This is a genomic window from Vibrio sp. S17_S38 (assembly GCF_014694375.1).
Classification (GTDB): Bacteria; Pseudomonadota; Gammaproteobacteria; order Enterobacterales; family Vibrionaceae; genus Vibrio.
This window is the reverse complement of sequence record NZ_JAAUWW010000010.1, coordinates 117,760-139,216: the sequence shown is the minus strand read 5'-3', so window position 1 is coordinate 139,216 and position 21,457 is coordinate 117,760. Positions and strand designations below refer to the sequence as shown.

The 21,457-nt window shown below is 40.0% G+C and carries 22 protein-coding genes; 10 read left to right on the top strand and 12 right to left on the bottom strand.

The features are described from left to right. Nucleotides 1-91: 91 nt before the first annotated feature. A complete protein-coding gene (locus tag HC725_RS09850) occupies nucleotides 92-763 on the top strand; it encodes a TonB-dependent receptor domain-containing protein (RefSeq protein ID WP_190331645.1) in 672 nt (223 codons plus the stop codon). Between the two features lie 102 nt (nucleotides 764-865). Here the strand turns inward: HC725_RS09850 and galE are convergent, their stop codons facing one another. The 3 genes from galE to HC725_RS09835 form a co-directional block, all read right to left on the bottom strand. Further along, the gene (gene galE / locus HC725_RS09845; protein ID WP_190331644.1) at nucleotides 866-1,882 is read right to left on the bottom strand and encodes a UDP-glucose 4-epimerase GalE; all 1,017 of its coding nucleotides are present in this window, start codon (nucleotides 1,880-1,882) and stop codon (nucleotides 866-868) included. Nucleotides 1,883-1,987: 105 nt separating this feature from the next. Further along, nucleotides 1,988-2,233 (bottom strand): DUF2789 domain-containing protein, encoded by a 246-nt coding sequence (locus HC725_RS09840; protein WP_190331643.1) that lies wholly within the window; start codon nucleotides 2,231-2,233, stop codon nucleotides 1,988-1,990. Nucleotides 2,234-2,425: 192 nt separating this feature from the next. Continuing rightward, nucleotides 2,426-3,523, bottom strand: coding sequence for a ketoacyl-ACP synthase III (locus tag HC725_RS09835; RefSeq protein ID WP_190331642.1), 1,098 nt, complete (start codon nucleotides 3,521-3,523; stop codon nucleotides 2,426-2,428). A gap of 249 nt (nucleotides 3,524-3,772) precedes the next feature. Between HC725_RS09835 and HC725_RS09830 the strand changes: the two genes are divergently transcribed. After that, entirely contained in the window at nucleotides 3,773-4,933 is a 1,161-nt protein-coding gene (locus HC725_RS09830) for an MFS transporter (RefSeq protein ID WP_342365940.1), read from the top strand. A 98-nt stretch (nucleotides 4,934-5,031) separates the two neighbouring features. Here the strand turns inward: HC725_RS09830 and queE are convergent, their stop codons facing one another. Both queE and queD read right to left on the bottom strand, forming a co-directional pair. Then, complete coding sequence (gene queE, locus HC725_RS09825) at nucleotides 5,032-5,706, bottom strand: 7-carboxy-7-deazaguanine synthase QueE (protein WP_190331641.1); 675 nt, start codon at nucleotides 5,704-5,706, stop codon at nucleotides 5,032-5,034. Nucleotides 5,707-5,743: 37 nt separating this feature from the next. Then, nucleotides 5,744-6,106 carry a 6-carboxytetrahydropterin synthase QueD gene (queD, locus tag HC725_RS09820; protein ID WP_190331640.1) on the bottom strand — a complete coding sequence of 121 codons (363 nt, stop codon included), beginning with the start codon at nucleotides 6,104-6,106 and terminating at the stop codon, nucleotides 5,744-5,746. A gap of 280 nt (nucleotides 6,107-6,386) precedes the next feature. On the opposite strand from queD, the gene HC725_RS09815 reads away from it, so the two are divergent. Then, nucleotides 6,387-6,593 carry a DUF2986 domain-containing protein gene (locus tag HC725_RS09815; protein WP_190331639.1) on the top strand — a complete coding sequence of 69 codons (207 nt, stop codon included), beginning with the start codon at nucleotides 6,387-6,389 and terminating at the stop codon, nucleotides 6,591-6,593. Between the two features lie 147 nt (nucleotides 6,594-6,740). On the opposite strand, the gene HC725_RS09810 is transcribed toward HC725_RS09815, so the two are convergent. Both HC725_RS09810 and HC725_RS09805 read right to left on the bottom strand, forming a co-directional pair. Further along, nucleotides 6,741-6,956, bottom strand: coding sequence for a DUF3820 family protein (locus HC725_RS09810; protein ID WP_190331638.1), 216 nt, complete (start codon nucleotides 6,954-6,956; stop codon nucleotides 6,741-6,743). Nucleotides 6,957-7,079: 123 nt separating this feature from the next. Beyond that, a complete protein-coding gene (locus HC725_RS09805) occupies nucleotides 7,080-7,283 on the bottom strand; it encodes a restriction endonuclease subunit S (protein ID WP_190331637.1) in 204 nt (67 codons plus the stop codon). 284 nt (nucleotides 7,284-7,567) lie between these two features. Here HC725_RS09805 and HC725_RS09800 point away from each other — a divergent pair, with 284 nt between their 5' ends. Genes HC725_RS09800 through HC725_RS09775 form a run of 6 tightly spaced genes read left to right on the top strand, consistent with a single transcriptional unit; the run spans nucleotide 7,568 to nucleotide 14,910 of the window. Next, a complete protein-coding gene (locus tag HC725_RS09800; protein ID WP_190331636.1) occupies nucleotides 7,568-8,524 on the top strand; it encodes an AAA family ATPase in 957 nt (318 codons plus the stop codon). Beyond that, complete coding sequence (locus HC725_RS09795) at nucleotides 8,521-9,531, top strand: DUF58 domain-containing protein (protein ID WP_190331635.1); 1,011 nt, start codon at nucleotides 8,521-8,523, stop codon at nucleotides 9,529-9,531. The genes HC725_RS09800 and HC725_RS09795 overlap by 4 nt, the downstream gene beginning before the upstream one ends. Continuing rightward, nucleotides 9,528-10,277 (top strand): DUF4381 domain-containing protein, encoded by a 750-nt coding sequence (locus HC725_RS09790; RefSeq protein ID WP_342365939.1) that lies wholly within the window; start codon nucleotides 9,528-9,530, stop codon nucleotides 10,275-10,277. Before HC725_RS09795 ends, HC725_RS09790 begins: the two co-directional genes overlap by 4 nt. Then, nucleotides 10,270-11,232, top strand: a complete 963-nt coding sequence (locus tag HC725_RS09785; RefSeq protein ID WP_190331634.1) for a vWA domain-containing protein — start codon at nucleotides 10,270-10,272, stop codon at nucleotides 11,230-11,232. The genes HC725_RS09790 and HC725_RS09785 overlap by 8 nt, the downstream gene beginning before the upstream one ends. After that, nucleotides 11,225-13,177, top strand: coding sequence for a vWA domain-containing protein (locus HC725_RS09780; protein ID WP_190331633.1), 1,953 nt, complete (start codon nucleotides 11,225-11,227; stop codon nucleotides 13,175-13,177). Before HC725_RS09785 ends, HC725_RS09780 begins: the two co-directional genes overlap by 8 nt. 35 nt (nucleotides 13,178-13,212) lie before the next feature. Further along, complete coding sequence (locus HC725_RS09775; RefSeq protein ID WP_190331632.1) at nucleotides 13,213-14,910, top strand: BatD family protein; 1,698 nt, start codon at nucleotides 13,213-13,215, stop codon at nucleotides 14,908-14,910. Between the two features lie 144 nt (nucleotides 14,911-15,054). Here the strand turns inward: HC725_RS09775 and HC725_RS09770 are convergent, their stop codons facing one another. Beyond that, nucleotides 15,055-15,480, bottom strand: a complete 426-nt coding sequence (locus HC725_RS09770) for a PACE efflux transporter (protein WP_190331631.1) — start codon at nucleotides 15,478-15,480, stop codon at nucleotides 15,055-15,057. A gap of 133 nt (nucleotides 15,481-15,613) precedes the next feature. On the opposite strand from HC725_RS09770, the gene HC725_RS09765 reads away from it, so the two are divergent. Further along, nucleotides 15,614-16,486: a LysR family transcriptional regulator gene (locus tag HC725_RS09765; protein WP_190331630.1), complete on the top strand. Its 873-nt coding sequence runs from the start codon at nucleotides 15,614-15,616 to the stop codon at nucleotides 16,484-16,486. Nucleotides 16,487-16,526: 40 nt separating this feature from the next. On the opposite strand, the gene HC725_RS09760 is transcribed toward HC725_RS09765, so the two are convergent. From HC725_RS09760 to HC725_RS09745, 4 genes are all read right to left on the bottom strand, one after another. Further along, nucleotides 16,527-17,075, bottom strand: a complete 549-nt coding sequence (locus tag HC725_RS09760; RefSeq protein ID WP_238928475.1) for a phosphatase PAP2 family protein — start codon at nucleotides 17,073-17,075, stop codon at nucleotides 16,527-16,529. Nucleotides 17,076-17,451: 376 nt separating this feature from the next. Continuing rightward, the gene (gene nirD / locus HC725_RS09755) at nucleotides 17,452-17,775 is read right to left on the bottom strand and encodes a nitrite reductase small subunit NirD (RefSeq protein ID WP_190331629.1); all 324 of its coding nucleotides are present in this window, start codon (nucleotides 17,773-17,775) and stop codon (nucleotides 17,452-17,454) included. Nucleotides 17,776-17,777: 2 nt separating this feature from the next. Further along, nucleotides 17,778-20,405: a nitrite reductase large subunit NirB gene (gene nirB, locus HC725_RS09750; protein ID WP_190331628.1), complete on the bottom strand. Its 2,628-nt coding sequence runs from the start codon at nucleotides 20,403-20,405 to the stop codon at nucleotides 17,778-17,780. A gap of 11 nt (nucleotides 20,406-20,416) precedes the next feature. Further along, the gene (locus HC725_RS09745) at nucleotides 20,417-21,301 is read right to left on the bottom strand and encodes an ABC transporter ATP-binding protein (RefSeq protein WP_190331658.1); all 885 of its coding nucleotides are present in this window, start codon (nucleotides 21,299-21,301) and stop codon (nucleotides 20,417-20,419) included. Nucleotides 21,302-21,457: the final 156 nt, after the last annotated feature.

Sequence of the window (21,457 nt, the reverse complement as noted above, 5' to 3'; positions counted from 1 at the left end):
AGCTCAGACCCCATCAATATAATGGTGGGTTAACACCCAATAAATCAGAACAGCTTTATTGGAAAAACTCTAAAACTGTGGCCAATTTTAGTTGACCACTACATACGAACCTAACCCTGATTTAGATGCAGAAAAAAGCTTAGCCTATGAATTAGGTTTCCGTGGACAACATGCTCTTGGTAGCTTTGAGTTAACGGGTTTCTATAATGATTATGATGATTTTATTGATCAGGCCAACATTGGAACCGAAGTAAGTACCGGCAAAGAAATTTACACGAACCAAAATATATCTAAAGCAGAAATTTATGGGGTGGAATTCTCAGCTCGTCTTAACTTAGATGAAGCTTTATCTGCACCTGAAGGTTTATATTCTAAATTTTCCATCGCTTACGCAGAAGGGAAAAATAAAGATACTGGTGATCATATTGATTCAGTGGCTCCACTTAATGGCGTTGTTGGATTGGGCTATGATAGCTTAAATAATACTTATGGCGGTTTGCTTAGCGTTAGTATGACGGCAAGTAAAGATGATTGGTCAACTGATGGCGTTGCTGATGTGGCTGGTTATACACTAGTGGACTTAACTGGTTATTATCGTCCAATTAATGATTTAACATTAAGAGCTGGCCTATTTAACGCTTTAGATAAAAAATACTGGGAATATTCAAACATGAACATGGATGAACACTCATCCAGTACAAATCGTGATTTCTACAGCCAACCTGGGCGTAACTGGGGTGTAAGCTTAGATTATCAATTCTAGTCGTATCTAAAATAATCATTAGTCCACTGAATATACAGTATATTCAGTGGCTTTTTGGCTATAGTACAATTAATAAACGTCTTAACACTCAATACAAAACAACTAGGTCTCTGGGTATCCTTCGGGGTTATTTGACTGCCAACGCCATGTATCTTGCGTCATATCATTTAAGGTTCGAGTTGCCACCCAATTAAGCTCGACCTTCGCTTTAGCTGGATCAGCCCAGCATTCTGCAATATCTCCCGGACGACGATCAACCAGTTTATATGGTATTGATTTGCCCGAGGCTTTTTCAAATGCAACGACCATCTCTAATACGCTATTCCCTTTTCCTGTACCTAGATTATAGATATGTAAGTTCGATTTTTTTCCAACGTGTTTTAATGCTGCTAAGTGCCCATCAGCAAGATCCATAACATGAATATAATCACGTACACCGGTTCCATCGATGGTCGGATAATCACTTCCAAATACCGATAAAAATTCACGTCTCCCCACCGCAACTTGGGAAACAAATGGCATTAAATTATTCGGAATACCTTGTGGATCCTCTCCTAGACGTCCTGATGGATGAGAGCCTACAGGATTAAAATACCGCAGCAACGTGATACTCCAGTCTGGATTCGCTTGTTGGAAATCCGTTAAACATTCTTCAACAATCAACTTACTACGACCATAGGGATTAGTCGCACTTGTTGGGAAATTTTCTAAAATAGGTGTCGAAGCTGGGTCGCCATAAACAGTGGCTGATGAGCTAAAAATTAAAGACTTCACACCAGCATCTCGCATAGCTGACACTAAAACATAAGAGCCATTAACATTATTATCATAATACTCTAAAGGCATCGAAACCGACTCACCTACCGCCTTTAAACCCGCAAAGTGAATAACTGATTCAATATCATATTGGCTAAAAACCTTATCCAAAGCACTTTTGTCACGAACATCACCTTCAATAAAGATCGGACGCTGACCTGATACTTCTTCAATACGGTCAAGTACACTTGATTTACTGTTATAAAGGTTATCAAAAATAATCGGTGTCATACCTGCACCGATCATTTGTATACAAGTATGACTCCCTATATATCCCATACCACCAGTGACTAGTACCAACATAACTACCTCAATATTATAGAAATTCCATCAATTTTAACGTACTAGTGTCACCAATAACAAATCCTATATTGAATTGAAAATAAATTCATATAATGGTGTAAGTATTTATTTTTCAGGTGCACGAAGTAAAGCGTCAAGTTGATCAACAACCGGCGCCCAATCTGCATCTTCTGATTTCGATTCTTTTAAAAATGCAGCTTGAGAATGACTCCAGAATTCAGCGTGGTGAAGTTTAGAAGTATGTGCTAATTCATCTCGGTGTTGTTCAATGAACATTTCTATTTCTGATTCTGAACTCCCTAAACCAAGTTGTTCGAATAAGGCCGTTAGCGTGTGATTATGCATTTCCATACGATTTACTCCTCATTGATATCAAGCCTGTTAATGACCAAGACTGATTAACTACAAAATCTTTATTAACTATAGTTGATTCTAGTGAGTTAAGGGCCCGAACTGTATTTCTTTACCAATAAAAAAAACTGCACGTTTTAACAGGATACGTGTGCAGGCTCATCGATTGCGAGTAACTCAGGTAAATTGGTTTTATTCTGTTTTAGTATGAGAACGACAATGTTCGATCGCTTTTTCAAGCAACTCTAGTGCAGTCTGATCACAAGGAGGTAATTGAGCCGTTTGCTCTTCCAATGGTGTTATACGATCTCCCCACTTAATCATACCCGCCCCCCAAGTTAAGCCAGCACCAAAAGCCGCTACCAAGATATTTTGATTAGGTTGAATAAAACCTTGTTCAACCGCTTCACATAATGCTATTGGTACGGTAGCTGCGGAGGTATTACCGTATTTTTGAATATTCACGAATGCTTTTTCTTGTGGGATGCCAGCAAAATCACATAGTGTTTGAATAATCCGAATATTAGCTTGATGTGGTATAACGCGGTCTATTTCATCTTTTGTTAAACCCGATCGTTCAATGACGGATTGAGTCGCTGCGCTCATCCCTTTCACTGCTCGCTTGAAAATATCTCTCCCAATAAATTCAAAATTCCAATGACCATTTTGAGGATCAAAGCGATCCATACGCGTACCAAAGTTAGGAATAGCTAAAATATCACGTCCTTCAGCATCACACCCTAACGCAGCTTCTTGTAAACCAACTGGTGTTTCTTGCTCACAACGAGATAAAACAACAGCTCCTGCTCCATCACCAAATAAAACGGCAGTATCCCGCTGAGTCCAATTAAGATAAAAACTCAAATGTTCCGCACCAATAATAATGGCATTGCGGTAATTACCAGCTTGAATCAATCTAGTTCCCGTTTCTAATCCGTAAAGAAACCCAGTACATGCAGCATTCAAGTCAAATGCTGCAGCAACCGGGATGCCCAAGTTACGTTGCACTTTTGATGCAATATTGGGGATTAAGGTATCGGGTGAACACGTTGCAACAATAATACAATCAACATCGCTTGCCGTGATACCAGCTGCTTGCATTGCGTTTTTTGCCGCGACCGTCGCTAAATCTGATGTTTCAACATGACTAATTCTACGGCTTTCAATACCCGTCCGAGAGCGAATCCACTCATCTGAAGTTTCAAGAAAAGTACTCAGATCATCATTAGATAAAGTTGCAGGTGGAAGGCACTTTCCCCAACCTGTAATTTCAGCGTAAACATTAGCCATAAAAACACCTTATTATTTATTATATTTATCGTGGAATAGACTGAAATTATACGACATTTGTCCACAAACGGATACGCCAACAGTCCCATATAGGTTTAATCAAATTTATTTATCGAGATATAAAAAAAATCTCATTTTACATATTTATCAATAAGACTCATATTCGCCCGAAAATAGCCTTATACCAAATGGTCATCCCTTTATTTTAAGAGGCTGGCTGTTTTATATTTTATCCATTTTGGAGTTGCGGTGAACAGCCAACTTTTAACCTCATCAAAATCCTCTTTAACCGTTCCAGTAATGGCACTGTCGCTCTATGCGGTTGCCTCTGGTTACTTAATGAGTTTAATTCCTTTGATGTTAGATCAATATGGTTTAAGTACGGATGCTGCAAGCTGGCTTGCCAGTGCCTTCTATGCTGGATTGCTTTTAGGTGCCATGTTTATAGAACCGATTGTGGCAAAAATTGGTCACAAATCATCATTCATTGTGTTTTTGCTGTTATTTGCATTAACCATTGCCGTTATGCCGTTATTTGCCACTCAAGAAGTTTGGCTATTTGCTCGTTTTATTGCAGGCATGGCAGTTGCAGGTGTATTCGTTGTTGTTGAATCTTGGTTATTAATCGGCGATGAAAAAAGCAGAACCAAACGACTTGGATTATATATGGGCGCTCTTTATGGTGGCACTACATTAGGTCAGCTTGGTATTGGCGCATTTGGATCCCAAGGTATTATTCCATTTATCATTATTTTGGTATTAGTTTTATTATCGACCACAATATTGGTCTTTGGACAAAGCAACTCACCAAGTACGCAACAGCATATGAGCCTGAGTTTTAAACACATCACTAAACTCAATAAAGCCGCCATTATTGGCTGTATCGTATCGGGTTTATTACTAGGTTCTATCTATGGATTAATGCCATTAGAGTTACAAGCCCGTCATGTGACAATTGAACAAATCGGGATACTAATGGCCTTGCTAGTTTTAGGCGGAATGGCGGTACAGCCTATTGTTTCATGGGCGAGTAATAAAGTTAGTCACAATCTTCTGATGGGACTTTTTTGTGTATTGGGTGTATTTGCTCTTGGTTTAACGACACTGACCGATAATAAAATGGTTCTCGCCATTAGTTTAGTATTATTGGGCATGGCGACTTTTTCACTCTATCCAATCGCCATTACTCTAGGCTGTATTGGAATGAATGAATCTTATATTGTCTCGGTCACTCAAGTTATGCTGCTAAGTTATAGCGTAGGATCGGTAAGTGGACCAATGGTTGCACATAGCTTTATGCACAATCCAGAAGGTTTGATGGGATACCTATTCGTCACATTACTTGCTACCGCTTTATACATGTTTGCGACTAGCTTAAAAAGCAAACCTCGTATGGTCGCAGGCGGCTGATCTACCCTCAATTCAAACAACAAAGCCTCAGGTGAGAAATCATCTGAGGCTTTATTTTTTATGCAATACGACATCCAATATAACGCAGATAAAAACGGTTACGCTATATTCAAATATTTATGAGTTTGAATTGATAAGCGCCAGTTACGCTCAATACACACTTGCATACAAAGCTCCGTCGCCCGTGGTTTCTGGCTAATAGGTTGAAGAGCAATTCCCGCTTTATTTTGACAATTGGTTTCATGCAATAATGCATCTAGTTGCTCGATATCTTTTAGAGTGCCAACTGGGTGCTTCACTTCATTAGCTCGTTGCATAGCACTGATTAATACAGGTAATTTACCCTTCATAGCAATTTTTGGTGACACTGTAACCCATGTTTTGTCGGAACATTGGATCTCAAAAGTACCACTGGTTTCAATCTGGCATTGACAGCCAAGTTGCTCAAAAGCCTCAGTCAAAGGCTTTAAATCATACAAGCATGGCTCCCCACCAGTGATAACAATATGTTTAGCTGTAAATCCAAGAGATTGATATTGCTTGATAATGTCGTATTCAGAGGCTATACACCACAAAGAGCTATCTCCCTGTTTTGTAATGATCTCACCAAAGCTGACTTCATCTTGAGGCGCAGCCTCCCATGTTTGTTTGGTATCACACCAAGCACAACCAACAGGGCAAACTTGCAAACGGACAAATACCGAAGGCACCCCGGTAAAGTAGCCTTCGCCTTGAATAGTCTGAAATATCTCATTCACTTTATACAAAATCATTCACCAATTTATTTTCTATCTTGCTCTCTAAACACACTTATTCGCCGATGTAGATACAACCAGCTGTACAGGTTTCTTTAATTTCAACTTTACTCAACTGAGGTAAAGATGGTTTAACTTGTAGCCAAATCCACTTTGCCAATACTTCACTGGTTGGGTTTTCAAGCCCCGGAATATCATTTAAATAATAGTGGTCAAGACGATCATAAATTGGAGCGAAAATTTGTTTAATGTCACCAAAATCAATAACCCAACCTGTCGTTGCATCAACCTCACCTTTTACATACAAGCGGACAAAAAATGAATGTCCATGTAAACGACCACATTTATGCCCTTCTGGTACATTTGGTAAGTGATGCGCTGCTTCAAAAATGAAGTCTTTATAAATTTCACAAGTCATGGAGTTACCGTTAAATTGATGTAGTTGATAGCTGTGATTGATTCATCACAAACAATTATTCATTCTATTTCGCGCTGAATATATAGATACAAGTCACATAAATAAAGCCATATGCTCAAATTTTCTGATTTATTCTGCACTTACTGTACATAAGCCAACCGAATACAGTTAAGCATTATGCTTATATTTCATTAGCTGCCTTTCATTATTATTGATATTATGCGCGCCCATCAATACCATCGGCTGAATTCGACGGTACAGATTTACTGGAGAAAGAAGCATGAATCGTAAGAAAAAAATAAATTCAATCTTGAAAAAACGTATTAAAAAGATGAATTCAAAGTTGCACCCATCCAATAAGCCCAAATATATATCAAAGGCTGAACGAGAAAAATTGGCAGCAGAGGCGGCTCAAGATACTACGGTAGCAGAGCAAAATGAAACAGCCGTAGAGCCACAATCAGAAGTAGAAAAGACAGAAAAATAATCTGCGTATTGATGTGTGCACACCTATGAGCCAACGTTTGAATATTTGACTGTTGGCTTTTATGCTTTTTATGCAGCTAATAAAACTTCCTTTTTGTGACAAATCCAACCTCACTGATTTGAACATGTTTTTCAATCAACGCCCACGTTATCGCTTAAGTGGTTTAACTAAGCTATCAAGCCCTTCAACTTTTAACGCTAGACATAATTTTAATAAATCACCCAGTTCACCTTTCGGAAATTCGGCTTTATTTTGAAACCACAATAGATATCCTTCTGGTAAGTCAATCAACATACGTCCTGCATATTTACCAAATGGCATCGGCATTCTAGCCAGTTTAATCAGGTTTTCTTTTTCCAGCATAACTTCGTATTTTCCTTTACCTCAACAAAAACGCCGATTCAATCTTTAGTAATAGATCGGATCGGCGCTGATCACTAGAACACTCTCATAGCCTAACAAGCCGTAACTTAATAAGCCCCAGCCTTAATGGATTGGTTGACCTTTCTTATCATCAAATTGAGAGAAATGCTCCGCTAATATTTCTGGAGTTAATTTCCCTTCAGCCTCTAGTTGCTTAAATTTAGCCACTAACGCTTTTTGTTCTTCCATAGTTGGAAATGGCGTTTCTGGAGAGTCGGCTAAATCTGCGGTCATTTCTTCCAACTCTTTTTCAAAATCACTGCTCATAATCATATTTCCCAAAATTAAAGTTAGCTTGATTCTAACGACTTTAGGCACACATCACCAGTTTGCTTAATTTAAAATCTGTAAGAAAACGATGAACCCAGAACAAACCGTTTATCTATTAAACAGTTAAACAAAAAAATCATTTCTAGACGAACTTTTTATGTTATTAGTGGTCAGAAATGCAATGCTTACAAATTGTAACAATTACCCTATGTACCCAAATCGATTGAGCGGTATAACTTCATCAAATTGATGGTTCATGCATTCACGGAGATATTTTGAACATGCATTCAGACACTTTTGCCCAACTCCAGCAATATCTAAATACTCAAGTCATTGGACAGAGTGAATTAATTAAACAATTATTAGTCGCTTTACTCGCTGATGGACACATACTGGTAGAAGGTCCTCCTGGTCTTGCGAAAACGCGAGCAGTCAAAGTACTTGCAGATTGTATTGATGGCGATTTTCATCGCGTTCAATTTACCCCTGACCTTCTTCCTTCGGATTTAACTGGCACCGATATTTTTCGCCCTGAAACCGGTGAATTTATTTTTCAGCCTGGTCCAATTTTCAATTCATTGATCTTAGCCGATGAAATCAACCGTGCACCAGCTAAAGTCCAAGCGGCGATGCTTGAAGCGATGGCAGAAAAACAAATTACCGTTGGGCGTGAATCTTACAAATTACCAGAGTTATTTTTGGTGATGGCAACCCAAAACCCGATAGAACAAGAAGGCACATACCCACTGCCAGAAGCGCAACTTGACCGCTTCTTGTTACATCTTGAAGTCAATTATCCTGATGCTAATAGTGAATTAGATATCTTACGTCTGAATCGAGGTGAAGCTCAGGGACATGTTGCTATCCAGCCTGTTACGTTATCACAGCAAACTATTTTTGATGCTCGCCAAGCAGCCCTATCGATTCACATGGCTGACAATGTTGAGCAATATATTATTCGCTTAGTAATGGCAACTCGTCACCCAGAACAATACAACCCTCTTTTAAAAGAATGGTTACAAATGGGTGTAAGTCCACGCGCTACCATTGCTTTAGATCGCTGTGCTCGTGCCCATGCTTGGCTATCCGGTCGTGATTTTGTCAGCCCTGAAGATATTCAAGCAATGGCGTTTCCAGTACTTCGCCATCGCTTATTGCTAAGTTATCAGGCACAAGCAGAAGGCATTACACCTAACCGAGTGATCGCAGAATTATTAGCACAGGTTGGCAGTGCATGAGTGAGCAAAAGTTACCTCCTTTTGCTGCTGGCGCTAAATTATGCTTAAAAGAGTTACTGTATTATAAAAGTCACACAGTATATTGGCAGCCACCTGCAAAAAGTATTTGGTCGCAATTAAACGGCGGTCATGTGAGCCAGCATAAAGGCCGAGGTATGAACTTTTCAGAAGTCCGCCAATATCAGGCTGGCGATGATATTCGCTCTATTGACTGGCGCGTGACAGCTCGAACAGGAAAAGCGCATACCAAATTATTTACTGAAGAGCGCGAACAGCCCGTCATGCTTTATCTTGATTTAAGCCGTACGATGCGTTTTGGTTCACAATTATTATTTAAATCAGTTCAATGTGCTCATCTGGCGAGTTTATTAAGTTGGCTTACCATCGAACATAAAGATCGTATTGGGGCCTTAATTGACACTGGTGATCGCTTAATTGAATTAAAGCCAACGGCCCGTCAACAAGGTGCTTTACAAATCAGCCATCAACTCGTTGAGTTAAATAATCAACTCATTGAAGCCGACTCATTGACCAGATCGAATAAAATACACTCAACTAAATCCACCTCAGAGCAAAATAATCACGAAATACCGTCTTTCAAGCACGTTTTACAAACAATGCATCGCATGTGCCCGAAAGGCAGTGATATTATATTTATTAGTGATTTTCAACGTTTAACCGAAAATGACAAGCCGTTATTAAACCGGCTCACTCAGCACAATCGATTACGATTTGTGCATATTTATGATCCTCTAGAAATGGGGACTACCTTATTTAGAGGCAGTGAACACGTTACCGACGGTCAACAAACACAATGGTTAAATTTCGGGCTCAAACGCACACGTCAACAGCTTGAAAACCGTTATACCGAACATCGAAACTTTATTGAGAGTATGTGTAAAAATATGGCAATTCCTATTCAATCATTATCTTGTGCAGATAGCTTATTATCTCAATTAACCTCGACGACTAATCAATCAACTCTCTCGCAAGGATCTCTCTCGTGAACAATGTCTCTGCCCTTGCGACCTCTAACGCACAACCGACAATAGCATCAGCCTCCTCGGCCAATTCGACGCCACTGCCATTAGCATCATTACACCTACCTGAACCGCCAGGAGCGTGGCCGGTAGCTTGGGGCTGGTGGGCAGTTCTCGCTGCCGTGATCTTATTTATCATGATTGCACTTCTCTCATGGTATAAGCATAAGAAGAACAGACGAGCAAAAAAAGCCGCTTTGAGATTATTAACAAATATGTGTCGACGTGAAGCTAATCCCAATAAAAAAGTCGCCTTAGCTAATGATTTATTGCGCCAAGCGTGCCTTGCTTACTATCCACGTGGAATGCTCGCCAGTTTACATGGCAGTGCATGGTATGAATTTTTAGATATGCAGTCTGCACTGAAAAATTCATCATCATTTACCGCTAATCAATCTGAATGGCAACAAGCTCTGTATCAAAAGCACCCCGTAAGTGAGGCTTTGGCAACAGGGCTTATCCAACAAGTAGAGCAATGGATAGAACAAACTTTACCACCAAGTAAAAAACAGCTAAAAGACGCTAATTTAGCGTTCAAGCCAGTTGCAAACGAAAATTTCGATAGCACCGCATCAAAAGCTCGCGTGGTGACATCTTCAAACTCTACTGCAAAATCAAATCCAAACTCGACCAATAAAGATGCTCAAGATGCTGATTTTGAATCGATCGAATCGGCAACTTTAAAACGTAAGGAACCAAAGAACGATGTTTGAGTTTCATTGGTGGTGGATATTATTTGCTCTGCCATTACCATTAATCATTTATTTTTTTGCTCCGGCTCATCAATCAAGAACCACAATAACTCTGCCAACCCTGCCAGAGCAAGGCGCTGTACCAAAAACACAAAACCTGATCTTAAAAATATTATCGGTTTTAATCTGGATATCCTTAGTCATCGCTGCCGCTCGTCCTGTTTGGTATGGAGAGCCAATTGAATTTCAACCTAAACATCGAGATATGATGCTGGTGGTTGATTTATCTGGCTCAATGGCGCAAGAAGATATGAATACACCGGATGGTTATATCAATCGTTTATCGGCTGTGAAACAAGTGCTCAATCACTTCATTACTGAACGTAAAGGTGATCGATTAGGTTTAGTGCTATTTGCCGATCATGCGTATTTACAAACCCCTCTCACCTTAGATAGAAAAACCGTTCAGCAACAGCTTAATCGCGCTCAACTCAATATGATTGGCACACAAACTGCCATTGGTGAAGGGATAGGCATTGCCACTAAAACTTTCATTAAAAGTGAAGCGAAACAAAGAGTCATGGTTCTGCTTAGTGATGGGGGCAATACTGCCGGTGTGATTGAGCCATTAGACGCGGCAAAAATTGCCAAAGAAAATAACGCGATTATCTATACAGTTGGCATTGGTGCTGGAGAGGTAAAAGTAAAAGGATTCTTTGGTACTCAAACTGTGAATACTTCTCAAGATCTTGATGAAAAAACATTAACTGAAATTGCCAATATGACCGGTGGACAATATTTCCGCGCCCGTGACAAAGATCAACTCGATAAAATTTATCAGACTATCAATAAGTTGCAACCGGTGACGAATGCAACACAAACTTGGCGACCACAAAGTGAATGGTTTACTTACCCACTAGCACTTGCCTTGATTTTATCTTTTGTTCTGGCGATGTTAAGGAGACGACATGGCTGATTTTCAGTTCTTACATCCCAATTGGCTCTTCGCTGCCATCCCAGCTTTATTACTAACAATTTGGTTGTTTGTCAAACCTAAAACAAGCAGTTTGATTGCTAATCATCTGAGCCAGCAATTAGGGTTAGATGAAAAGAAATCACATCGATCTTTAGCAAGTATGGTTCTCATTGGTTGGCTTATTTCGGTATTGGCATTAGCCGGACCAAGTTTTCAAAAACAAAGCGTACCAGGTTTCGGCGTGAATAATGCACGTGTGATCGTAATGGATATGACCCTTTCGATGTATGCTACAGACATTACGCCTAATCGACTCACTCAAGCACGTTATAAAGTATTGGATTTACTTCCTGCTTTAAATGAAGGTACAACCGGTTTAGTTGCCTATTCTGCTGATGGTTATATGGTGAGTCCACTAACGTCGGATAGTAAAACACTAGCTAACTTAATCCCCAACCTATCGCCTGCAATAATGCCCACCCACGGCAGTAATGCAGCGGCTGGCGTGAAAAAAGCCATTAATATGCTAACTCAAGCGGGTCATTTACAGGGTGATATTATCTTGATATCCGATGATATGAGCTCGGAAGAATCTAAAAATATTGAACAGCTATTAAAAGGAACTGATTGGCGTTTATCTGTCATGTCAGTGGGCACGCGACAAGGTGCGCCAATTAAATTACCAAGTGGCGACATGCTCACCAATAACGGTACAACTGTGGTGGCAAAAACTAACATCAAAGCCCTGCAAGCCTTAGCAACAATAGGCAATGGAATCTATACCCCACTTCGCACCGATGATGGTGATATTCAAGCTCTAGTTCAAACCCTACAGCATGTTCAGCTTAAATCATCCAAAGATAATCAAGGATCACCCGAATTGGAAGTACACATAAATAATGGCTTTTGGTTACTGCCAATTTTATTATTACTGGCATTAAGCGGCTTTCGCCGTGGTGGTATTTTCAGTATCGCATTATTGCTTACATTACCACTATTAACTCCTCGCCCAGCATTGGCTTCAACCACTATCGCGCCATTACCCTCAACTAAATCAAGTATTATTGACTCAGTATTTAAAACGGCCGATCAACAAGGATTTAATGCTTACCAAAATAAAGCCTACTCCCAAGCCGCCAGTAAATTTGAAAACAAAGCATGGCAAGGAGCTGCGCAATATCAAGCAGGAAACTACCAAGCGGCGATTGAAGCTCTGCAAGGCTTAAATGATGAAAACTCACGTTATAATCTCGCCAGTTCTTTCGCTCAATCAGGCCAACTAGAGGCAGCAAAACGAGTTTATGAAGATATTTTGAAACAAAACCCGAATAATCAAGATGCGAAGAAGAATTTAGATATCGTCAATAAAGCTCTTGAACAACAGAAACAACAAAATCAGAAAGATAAAGATAAGCGAAAGGATCAAGACAAAAACCAGAACAACCAACAGGATTCAAAACAAGAGAAAAAACAACAAGATCAATCTAGCTCTGATCAATCAAAGAAAGACCAATCAAAATCAGAGCAAAATAAGCAAGACCAATCACAAAGCAACTCAGATCAAAGTAACTCGGAACAAAAGAAATCCGAGTCAAATAATTCGTCAGCACAAAATAATAAATCATCACAGCAAAAAGAGAGTAAGCCTGATCAATCCAAACAAAGCCAAGATTCAAAATCTGAACAGAAAAAGAATCAAGAAAAAGACAAACAACAGCAGCCGAATCAAACCCAACAACAAGCACAAACAGATAAAAATAAACCACAAGCTTTAACTCAAACCACACCTAAGCAAGGTGAAAAACCTAGCAGTACGGTGGCAGTTGATCCTCAGCTGAAAAAATTGGAACAGATCCCAGATGACGTACGTCGTTTATTACAGGCACAAATGGCATTAGAAGCTCAACAAAACCCAGCGCCTCAATCCACTGGTCAAACATGGTAGTAAAAGAAAAGGTAATGCAAATAATGGAACATAAAATGAAAGAAACTAAATACTCACAATGGCTTACCGTACTTCTTGTTTTGATCAGCTCAATCGTATTTAGTCAAACTAGTATTGCTAAAGATATACCCGCTTTTGCTTCCGTCAATCAAACGACACTCAGCACCAATGAAGTTTTTAACTTTAAAGTCGTTTACATGGGAACAGCAAGCCGTGATGATTTTGATGCCAGCGTCTTAAATAAAGATTTCACCACAGGCCAAGTGCAATATGGCACCTCTCGTTACAGTATTAATGGCGATACCACTATTCGCACGGAATGGAATGTATCACTAGCAACCAATAAAACTGGCAATGTAGTGATCCCAAGCTTTACCGTTAATGGCGCTAAAACTCAGCCAATTAGTTTGCACGTGAGTAAAGATCCAAGTACGCCCAACCAAGATGATTTAATTGAGTTTCAAGATAGTATTTCAAAGCACACACTGTACCCGAAAGAAATGGCAACCTTACGCACTCGCCTCGTAGTTAAAGCCGATCCTCGAGGTTTACAAAATACTAAAATTGTCCCTCCAACTGGCGATGGCCTAAGCATTACTCCAATTGGTGAGCCTAAACAATATCAGAAACTAGTTAATGGCATTGAAGCCACTGTTGTTGATCAAAACTACCAAGTAACCGCGACTGAAGATGGTAAATATACTCTCCATCCTCCACGTTTAACCGCCACTCTAATTGATGTCAGCCGAGCAACTGGCGCACGCCGTATTGTTCCAGTTAATGTCTACTCTGGTGATATCGAACTTACCGTATTAGAAAAGCCTGCGTCATTTTCTGGTGTATGGTTACCAACTCAATCGCTTAAATTACAGCAAGGTTGGCAGAATAGTGATGGCGATATAATGGATGTATCTTCTGGAGAAATTGACGCTAAAGTTGGCCAACCTATCACGCGTATCTTGGCGTTAGTGGTGAAAGATGTCAGCGCAGAAAACCTTCCTGAACTTAAAATTGATTATCCAACATCGGTACGTGTTTATGCCGAAAAACCTAAATTTGGGCAAGACAAGCAAGGCAATACGGTAATGACACTCAAACAAGTGCTGATGCCAAAAAAACCGGGCAGCATTAATTTACCAGCAGTCAACGTACCTTGGTGGAACTCTAAAACAAATAAAGAAGAAACTGCCACTACCAAAGGATTAACACTCGCCACCACGGTAGATGAAAATGCGCCAGTGCAAACTCCTGTGATAACGCCAACATCAACAAATTCAGCCATTACAATGGACGATAAAACCACACCGCCTACTGACACACTCTCCACACCAACGATGGCGACTGCTGGCTATTGGCCTTATTTAACGGCTTTATTTGCCGTACTTTGGTTGTTGACACTAATTTTATTGATTCGAAAGCATAAGCAAAAACCAGATACAGAAATAACTCAGCCTCCAATGAAAGCTGATAATAATGATTTAGTTTCTGTATTAAAAAATCAAGATGGAGCGAAGATCCACGGTGAAATATCACAATGGCTCACCAAGCACCCTGACCTTTCCAGTGAATTAACCCAAGCGATTAAAGCAGAGTTAAGTGAAGTGATGGCGGCATTTTACAGTAAAAAACGCCGCGATTATGACACCAAGCCATTGCTAGACTTACTAAAAAAAGCGGAAAGAGAAGTGAAGAAAAAAAATAAAAGTGATGACAACGATATGCCTCAACTCTAGAACTCAGGAATCAAGTTCTCAGGAGATCTAGTACACAACAGCTCTAATACGGAGCATAACCTGTAGAGTTTGATGGTTCAAAAGGAAAGCTCATTATCTCGTTTCTGATTCAGACAAAGATAATGAGCTTTACTCTTTTGATTACTAAGATGTTTGACGAGAAAAACAGCGTTGGTATGGCTGATAATTATCATAAAGCCAATTAAATACAAAGGTATAAACCAAGAAAAATAATAGGAAACCAGCATCCACAATCAAGGCATGCAATAAAGTTACATCTAATACCCAAGCCACAATAGGAACGGTGGCAACAATTAATCCGCCTTCAAAACCAAAGGTATGAACCAAGCGTAGTTTCCATTTACGCTGCTGGCGATTATCACCAAAAACCTTATCAAAACCAACGTTATAAATATAATTCCATATCACAGCGAGTACCGCAATACCTGCACTTAATCCTGCCATTTGTTCAATGCTTTTTCCACTTAACCAAGTAGAAGCAGGAACGACAATACTTAACGCTAAAATCTCAAATATCGCCACATGAAACATTCTTTCTTTTGTGGTCATGTTTAACTCCAACTGAATCGATAACTCTTACTTTAGGTATATTTCTATAATTAGATAACGTTTACCTGACTAGAGCTGGATTATCATCTAGAATAAAGATAGTTAATAATTGGATACCATCGGTTAAAGCGATATGTTTGGAATTGAACAATTAGAAGCCTTTGTCACAACCGTCGAAACTGGGTCTTTTTCTAGCGCAGCTCGGCAACTTAAAAAAGCCCAATCGGTTATCAGTCAACACATTATGAATTTAGAGATCGATTGCGGAGTAGATCTGTTTATTCGTTCAGGTCGTTATCCTACTCTCACCCCACAAGGTGAAAAATTAATACCTTATGCCAAAGCAACTCTTCTTCAGCATCAAAGGCTTAAAAATACTGTCGAATTATTGGGTAACGATCAACCCTCCCAACTGTGTATTGGTATTGATGAAGGGATCCCAATGCAAAAAGTTTCTAATGTTATTGCCAAACTGAAAACGGCCTATCCTAGTATCCAATTAGAAATTTTTGGTGCATCCAGCATCGATATTATCGAAATGTTAGAGTCTGGACGCGTATCCACAGGTTTGGTTTTTAGCGAGTTACAGCTCCCTAACAGCATTGATTTTGAGTGTGTTGGAGCGGTAAAATTTGATATGTATGTGGCAGCAAGCCATAGTTTAGCTAAAGTAACCGTTCCAAACATGGATCATTTACGCCTCCATCGGCAACTGTTAATTCGTTCTCGAAATACGCAGACTAGTAGTTTTCAGCAAGCCTTTAGCCCAGACATTTGGCATGCAAATAACTATTACTTACTATTAGAATTAGCAATCGAAGGTTATGGTTGGTGTTTATTACCGGAACATATTGCCCAGCAATCAGTAAATGAAGGAACTTTAGTGCGAGTCTCAACCGAATTTGAGGAGCTAGGTTGGCTTGCCAATATCGATGTAATTCAACATCAACGAGACAGTTCACATCCTTTGTTTAAGCAGGTACGAGAACTCTTTCGTTTAGACTAGTCTTCTAACTAAAATAGACAACTTCTCGATCGCTGAGAAGTTATCTCGACCTTTTGATTTTTAAATTTTGACCATATTTTTCAACTAAATAGATACTGATCGTACTCAGGATCATCGCCAAACAAGTGGATGCGAAAACATCTTGCGACCAATGCATACCGAGTAACATACGGCTTAACCCCATCGCTATTCCCCACATAATCAATACAATGTTAAGTACACTTGCTCCACTTAACAATAAATAATAACTTGCTGTTAGCACTAAAGTCGTTGCAAAAATAGTGTGCCCTGACGGGAATGCATAACCGACTTCATGCTGCCAATGATGCTGGATAATTGACGATACTTTCAATGGCGGTTTAGTCAGTAAAAAGTTTTGATTCATTGGATCTTGATATTGATTCAACGCAGTATGAATAAGATCGCTGCGTTGCTCACTGCTTTCAGTATAAAACGTATTTAAGTCGATAACTGTATCAGCCTGAGAAGCTAGCCATGTCAAATTTGGACGAGGCTCTTGAAAATAAGATTTCAGCGCATGATTTAACTGCAAGCTCATAAAAAGACTTAACATGACTGCAATGACCATTCTTCCCCAATACGGTCTAGATACGCAAAAAAAACTGATAGCAAGAAATACGAACACCGTTATTACTGCATAAGGCGCAGTCCCCGTTGTTGTCAGGTAGAAAAGAATACGAGAGATCGAACTGGTGAGATCCAACCACGGGAATATCTGCTGCTAAGTTAATAATAAAAATCCGGGAAGTGCGAGTAATAACGCCCAAATGGCAAGGACGGTTTTATAGGTTGGTTTATTGATGACCACGGTCCACTCTCTAAAAAATGTCTATCTCAATACGGAGGGTTAAATTAATTGAAATGTCGTTAGGCAGCAAGTGAGAAGGTGTAACACAAAAAAATAGCGCCTTTTCAGCGCTATTTTTAAACATTACGGTCAAAAATCAAGCGTCAATCCACACTTTTCCTTGCTCAACTTTAACTGCCCATGTTTTGATTTTAACCTCAGGAGATTCAAAACATTGACCGGTTTGCAAATTATAGTGCTGTTTATACAAAGGTGATGCAACACATGGCAACCCTCCCACATCACCGACAATGCCACGACTCATCACAAAAGCTTGTCCGATCGGATCCCAATTATCGATCGCCATCACTTCCGGTGTTTGCGATGGTAAGTAGAATACAGCGACTTGTTTACCACCTACAAATGCGCCTGCACCACTATTTCTGCTCAATTGATTTAGCTCACATATTTGATGCCACATAATTATGCCTCCTCACTTATTACCACACGTTCATCTTGTGCAGCAGTATTACTTAATTTCATGCTACCTGATTCCATAATTGTTAATTGTGGATCTTGAATAATAAGCGCAGGTATACGTTGCTCGCGGATTCGTTGATAAGTCATGTGTTGAAAAAGTTTTCTATCGTCAAACCCTTTCATATCAAGGTTAATAAATGGACGGAATGTAGCGCGTTTCTCTTGTGATTCCACCGTGGTTTTCCATTCACATTGGTAGCTATCAATAACCAATTGCATTTGTGCTTCGAGCTCAAGCGCCAAGCCTAATGAATCTTCAATCACTACTTGCTTGGCATATTCAAGCCCACCTTCTAAGCTCTCCATCCAAACTGAAGTACGTTGTAATTTGTCGGCAGTTTTAACGTAGAACATCAATAAACGGTCGATATAGCTGATTAATTCAGTTTTGGTTAAGTTAACCGCAAACAAGTCACCATGACGTGGACGCATCCCACCATTACCGCACACATATAAATTCCAACCATTTTCGGTGGCAATAATACCAATGTCTTTACTTTGTGCTTCGGCGCATTCACGCGTACAACCCGATACTGCAAATTTCAATTTATGCGGCGAACGTAACCCTTTATAACGATGCTCAAGTTCAATCGCAAGACCAATGGAGTCATCGACACCATAGCGGCACCACGTGGAACCAACGCAAGATTTAACAGTACGTAAAGATTTGCCATAGGCGTGTCCTGTTTCAAAACCTGCTTCAATTAGTGTTTCCCAGATTTCAGGTAACTGCTCCATTTGCGCACCAAACAAATCGACGCGTTGACCTCCCGTGATCTTGGTATAAAGATCATATTTTTTAGCCACTTCACCTAAAGCAATCAGTTTATCTGGCGTGATCTCACCTCCTGGAACACGCGGTACTACCGAATACGATCCGTCTTTTTGTAAGTTAGCCATAAAAGTATCATTAGAATCTTGCAGCCCACGGTGTTGCGGTTCCAAAATGTGTTCATTCCACAATGAAGCAAAAATAGAAGCGGCGGTCGGCTTACATAGATCACAACCTAGACCATGTCCGTGTTTCTCAACTAGGCTGTCAAAGTCTTGAATTTCTTCGATTTGGCAAAGATGAAAAAGCTCTTGGCGTGAATATTCAAAATGCTCACAAATATGATTATTTACTTCCATACCCATTGCGGCAAGCTCAGTATCCAGCACTTTTTTAACCATATTACTACAACCACCACATCCAGAACCCGCTTTGGTTTGCGCTTTTAAATCCGACAGTTCATGCGCACCCGCTTGAATTGCCACGACTAAATCACCTTTTGTTACGTTGTGACAAGAACAAATCATCGTGTTATCCGACATGTCGCCTGACAACATCGAAGTATCAAATAACAAGTGGGCCGCATGATCTGGTAATGGTGTTTTATTCAAATAGCATTGTAAAAATGCATCATAATCGGTGTTATCACCCACTAAGATCGCACCCAGTAATTGGTCGCCTTTAGCATTAACGATTAATTTTTTATATGTTCCCGCCACCGTATCTTGCAGAACCATTTCTTGTGCGCCTTGGCTCATCATTTGCGCATCTCCGATGGAAGCCACATCCACACCTAGCAATTTTAATTTAGTGCTCATATCTGCACCTCTAAATTGCTCAGGCGCTTTAACACTTTCCATTTGAATAACGACTTCAGCCAATAAATTAGCGCAAGCCACGCGCGCCATTTGATAACCAGGTGCAACAAGGCCAAAGATTTTTTGCTCCCATAAGGCACATTCTCCGATAGCAAAAATATGTTTATCACTGGTTTGGCAAGCATCGTTAATCACAATGCCACCACGCTCACCAATTGCTAAACCGGCCTCACGCGCTAAAGCATCTTGTGGACGTATACCTGCTGAAAATACTAATACATCCACTTCAATGTATTCACCATTTTTAAAATTCAAACGATGTTTAGCGGTTTCACCATCACAAATATGCGTGGTGGCAGTATCAAGATGAACATGTAGCCCTAATTCTTCAATTTTGCTTTCAAGCACACCACTTGCGCCAGCATCTAACTGCACAGGCATCAGACGTGGAGCGAATTCAATGACATGAGTATCCACGCCTAATAAGCGCAAAGCATTAGCCGCTTCTAGTCCCAATAACCCTCCACCAATCACCGCACCAGATTGTGATTTTTCACAGGCATTTCGAATCTCAGAAAGATCGTCTAAAGTTCGGTAAACAAAACAGTTGTCACGATCATTACCTTCAATCGGCGGCACAAACGGATATGACCCCGTCGATAGAACCAATTTGTCATAGGCTAGCACTTCGGCATCGTCCATTACTAAACGTTTATGTTCAGTGTCCATTGATGTAACTTTACTGCCTAAAATCAGCTCAATACCTTGTTGTTGATACCAAGTTTCACTGCTCAATAATAAATCTTGATTGGTTTGCCCTGAAAAAACAGAGGACAAATGAACTCGGTCATAGGCAACAAAACGTTCTTCACCAATCACCGAAATTTTATAATGTTGGGTTGCATTGGCTTCAACCAGTTTTTCAACTAAGTGATGACCGACCATACCATTACCAACAATAACAAGATGGGGTTTGTTCATAATGCAATTCCTTATGCTAATTTCTTTTTAGATGAAGACATATCGGTTGACTCATTTTCAGTCGATGCTTTTTCACTAGTCGCTTTTTTATTAACAAATTGCTTACTAGAAGCTTTAGGCGATTCGTGGTGAACATGCTTTTCATACAAAAATTGCAATACCGCTTGGCGATAACCTTGATATTGGGCATTGTTGGCAAGATCTACACGGTTGCGTGGACGATCTAACTGAATCTCCAAGACTTCGCCAATGGTGGCGGAGGGCCCATTGGTCATCATCACTATTTTGTCAGACAACAAAACCGCTTCATCCACATCGTGAGTGATCATGATAATGGTGTTGCCAAGATCCGCTTGGATCTGCATTAATGCATCTTGCAAATGAGCACGAGTTAATGCATCTAATGCACCAAAAGGCTCATCCATTAATAATACTTTGGGTTGTAGTGCCAGTGCGCGAGCAATGCCAACGCGCTGCTTCATACCACCGGAGATTTCATCCGGCTTTTTATCTGCCGCATGCTCCATTTGAATAAGACTGAGGTAGTGATGGGTTTTCTCTTTTATCCATGTTTTACCTTTACCTTTTGCGATTTGTTTTACCGCTAATTCCACATTTTGATATACGGTAAGCCAAGGTAATAAAGAATGGTTTTGAAACACTACGGCTCTTTCTGGCCCTGGCCCATCCACTTCACGACCATCAACAATTACGCCACCATCCGTTGGCATCGTTAAGCCTGCAACCAAATTTAGAACGGTAGATTTACCACAACCTGAGTGTCCGATTAATGAAACAAACTCACCTTTCTTAATGGTTAAATCAACGCCCTTTAAAGCAATAAACTCCCCTTTTGGAGTTGGAAATCTCATCCCTAAACGAGACAGTTCAACCATAGGCTTATGAGCGTATTGATTTTCTAGTCCGCTTGTTTTTTGCTGTCCACCTTGGAGCCCAAAATCCCCCTGCTTTTCAAGATAGTTTGCTTGCTCAAAATATAAGTCACTCACAAAAGTGATCTTCGCTTTATCTTCCGTTTGAGATTCAGATTT